This window comes from Bradyrhizobium sp. P5_C11_2, assembly GCF_054049755.1.
This window is the reverse complement of record NZ_JBFULT010000709.1, coordinates 1-3268: the sequence shown is the minus strand read 5'-3', so window position 1 is coordinate 3268 and position 3268 is coordinate 1. Positions and strand designations below refer to the sequence as shown.

Annotated in this window: 1 protein-coding gene; it reads left to right on the top strand. The window is 64.6% G+C overall.

Annotation, left to right across the window (positions count from 1 at the left end; genetic code table 11):
- Positions 1-3268, top strand: a 3268-nt coding sequence (locus ACXJL8_RS37335) for a beta strand repeat-containing protein (protein WP_456686644.1), incomplete at both ends; no start/stop codon positions are given.

Sequence of the window (3268 nt, the reverse complement as noted above, 5' to 3'; positions counted from 1 at the left end):
GCCAACAACCTCGGTACCGTATTTGAAATCGTCAAGACCGCTGGCGGCTACAGCAGCACGCCGACGACCCTGGTGACGTTCGACGGCACCAACGGTTCTCGCCCCGGCTTCGGCGGCCTGGTCATTGATGCTGCGGGCGATTTGTTCGGAACGGCAGGGAACACCTTGTTCGAGCTCGTCAAGACCGCCGCCGGGGGCTACACGACGACGACCTTGGTGACGTTCGACAGCACGAGTGGCGATTCGCCTTCCGGCACCCTGCTGATGGATGCTGCGGGGAATCTGTTCGGGACGACAAGTTTCGGCGGAACCCACGGTGCCGGCACTGTGTATGAGCTCGTCAAGATCGGCAGCGGCTACAGCAGCACGCCGACGGTGCTGGCCTCGTTCAGCGGCTCGAGTGGTGCAAGGTCGTCCGGCCTGGTCATGGATGCGGCGGGAGATCTGTTCGGAACGACACAGCAGGGCGGAGCAAACGGCTACGGTACCGTGTTCGAGATTGCCAGGAACGGCAACGGCTACAACAGCACGCCAATCGTGCTGGCGACGTTCAACGGCGCCAACGGTCAATACCCCGTTGGCCTGATGATAGATGCGGCGGGCAATCTGGTTGGAACCACGTCTGCGGGCGGATCAAACGGCGACGGCGTCGTGTTCGAGATCCCAGTTGGGGCGGTGGCCGTCCCCACGGTCGACCGCACCACGACGGTGGTCAATTTCGATCCGCCGGTTCCGCCGACGGTGACGATCACCTCTGCGGCGGAGGAGAGCAAATACACGACCCGGATCATCGCCGGCAGGGTCACGTCGCCCGATGCAACGGTCGCCGGGCAGACCGTCACCTTGACGGACAACGGCGTGGTGCTGGGCACGGCAATTGTTCAAGCCAACGGGCTGTTCAGCGCGACCGTGACGCTGCCGAACCAGGGCGCCAATTCGATCGTTGCAACGGTGACCGACAGTCTCGGTCTCACCGGCAGCAGCGCTGCGGTGGTGGAGAGGGTCGACGTTCCACCGACCATCACGGGTACAACTGCCGGGCAGACGACCTCGGCACGGACGCCGATCAATCCGTTTGCCGGCGTCACCATCAGTGACTCCAATCTCGGTGCGACCGACACGCTGACAATCACGATGAGCGGGCTCGGCGGCACGCTGTCCGGTACCGGCCTGAGCCATTTCGGCAATACCTATACCCTGTCGGGAACCGCCTCTCTGATTACGAGCGAGCTCAACGCGCTTGTCTTCACACCCGCGGCCGGCGTGCCCAATACCAGCGATACGACGACCTTCACGCTGTCGGACGGCAGCTCGGCCTATACGTCCATGGCCTATGTCAGCCCGATGACGACGCTGGCCACGTTCACTGGCCCCAATGGCAATCAACCTATCGCCGGCGTGATCAGGGATGCGGCGGGCAATCTGTTCGGCACGACATTCATCGGCGGCGGCGGCATCGGCGAGATTTTCGAGATCGCCAAGAACGGCAGCGGCTACGCCAGCACGCCGACGGTGCTGGCCGGGTTCAACAACGTCAATGGAGCCACCCCTGCAGGCGGCCTGATCATGGATGCGGCCGGCAATCTGTTCGGCGCGACCCAACAGGGCGGCGCGAATGGCTTGGGCGGCGTGTACGAGCTCGTCAAGACCGGCAACGGCTACAGCAGCACACCGACGCTGCTGGCCGCGTTCAACGGCGCCAACGGACAATACCCCGAATCCAGCCTGATCATGGATGCCGCCGGAAATCTGTTCGGAACCGCAGCCTATGGCGGAGCCAATGGCTACGGCACGGTGTTCGAAATCGCCAGGAACGGCAGCGGCTACAGCAGCACGCCGACGGTATTGATGACGTTCGACGGGACCAACGGCAACCGCCCCGCTTTTGCCGGCCTGGTCATGGATGCAGCGGGCGACCTGTTCGGAACGACACAGCTCGGCGGTGCCAACGGAGGGGGGACCCTGTTCGAGATCGCCAAGACCGCCGCCGGCTACAGCACACCGACGGTGCTGCTTTCGTTCGACGGCGCGAGTGGCGGTTCGCCGTACGGCACCCTGCTCATCGATGATGCGGGGAATCTGTTCGGGACGACAACCTACGGCGGCGCCTACGGTCACGGCACCGTGTTTGAATTCGTCAAGAGCGGCAGCGGCTACAGCAGCACGCCGACGGTGCTGGTCTCGTTCAGCGACTCGGGTGGCGCAAAGTCCGGCCTGGTCATGGATGCGGCGGGCAATCTGTATGGCACCGCGCAGCGTGGTGGAGCCGACGGCAACGGGACCGTGTTCGAGATTGCCAAGACCGCGAGCGGTTACAGCAACACGCCAACGGTGCTGGGGACGTTCACCGGCGCCAACGGTCAATTCCCCATCGGCGCTCTGATGATCGATGCCGCGGGCAATCTGATCGGAACCGCCACGACGGGCGGCGCGAACGGCGACGGCGTCGTGTTCGAGATTCCCATCACGTCCGTGCCGGTCGCCACGGTGGATTCCACCACGACGGTGACCAACAGCAATCCCCCGGTGCCTCCGACCGTCACGATCACCAGCGCGGCGGTGGCCACCAATGTCGCGACGCAGACCATCACCGGCAAGGTCACGTCGCCCGACGCAACGGTCGCCGGCCAGACCGTCACGCTCACGGACAACGGCGTGACGCTGGGCACGGCGACGGTTCAGGCCAACGGAAACTTCAGCGTGACGGTCACRCTGCCGAACCAGGGCGCCAATTCGATCGTGGCGACGGTGACCGACAGTCTCGGTCTCACCGGCAGCAGCRCSGCTGTCGTGGACATGCTGGATRATRTYGYCCCGACGGTGACGATCACCAGCGCGGCGGAAGCRAGCAAYGTCGCSGCGCAAACSATCACCGGCACGGTCGTCTCCGGCGGGACGGCGGCSGTGGTCGGCCGGACCGTGACGCTGAAGGACAATGGCGTGACGATCGGCACGGCGATTGTTCAGGCCAACGGCATCTTCAGTTCGACCGTGACGCTGCCGAACCAGGGCACGAACTCCATCGTCGCGACGCTCACCGACAGCTATGGCAATGTCGGCACCAGCGCGGCCGTGGTCGATACGCTCGACAATATCGCTCCGACCGTGACGATCACGAGCGCGGCGGTAGCGAGCAATGTCGCGACGCAGACCATCACGGGCACGGTYAGCCTGAGTGGCGCCGCGACGGTGGTCGGCCAGACCGTCACCTTGAAGGACAACGGCGTGGTGCTGGGCACCGCGACGGTTCAGGCCAACGGAAACTTCA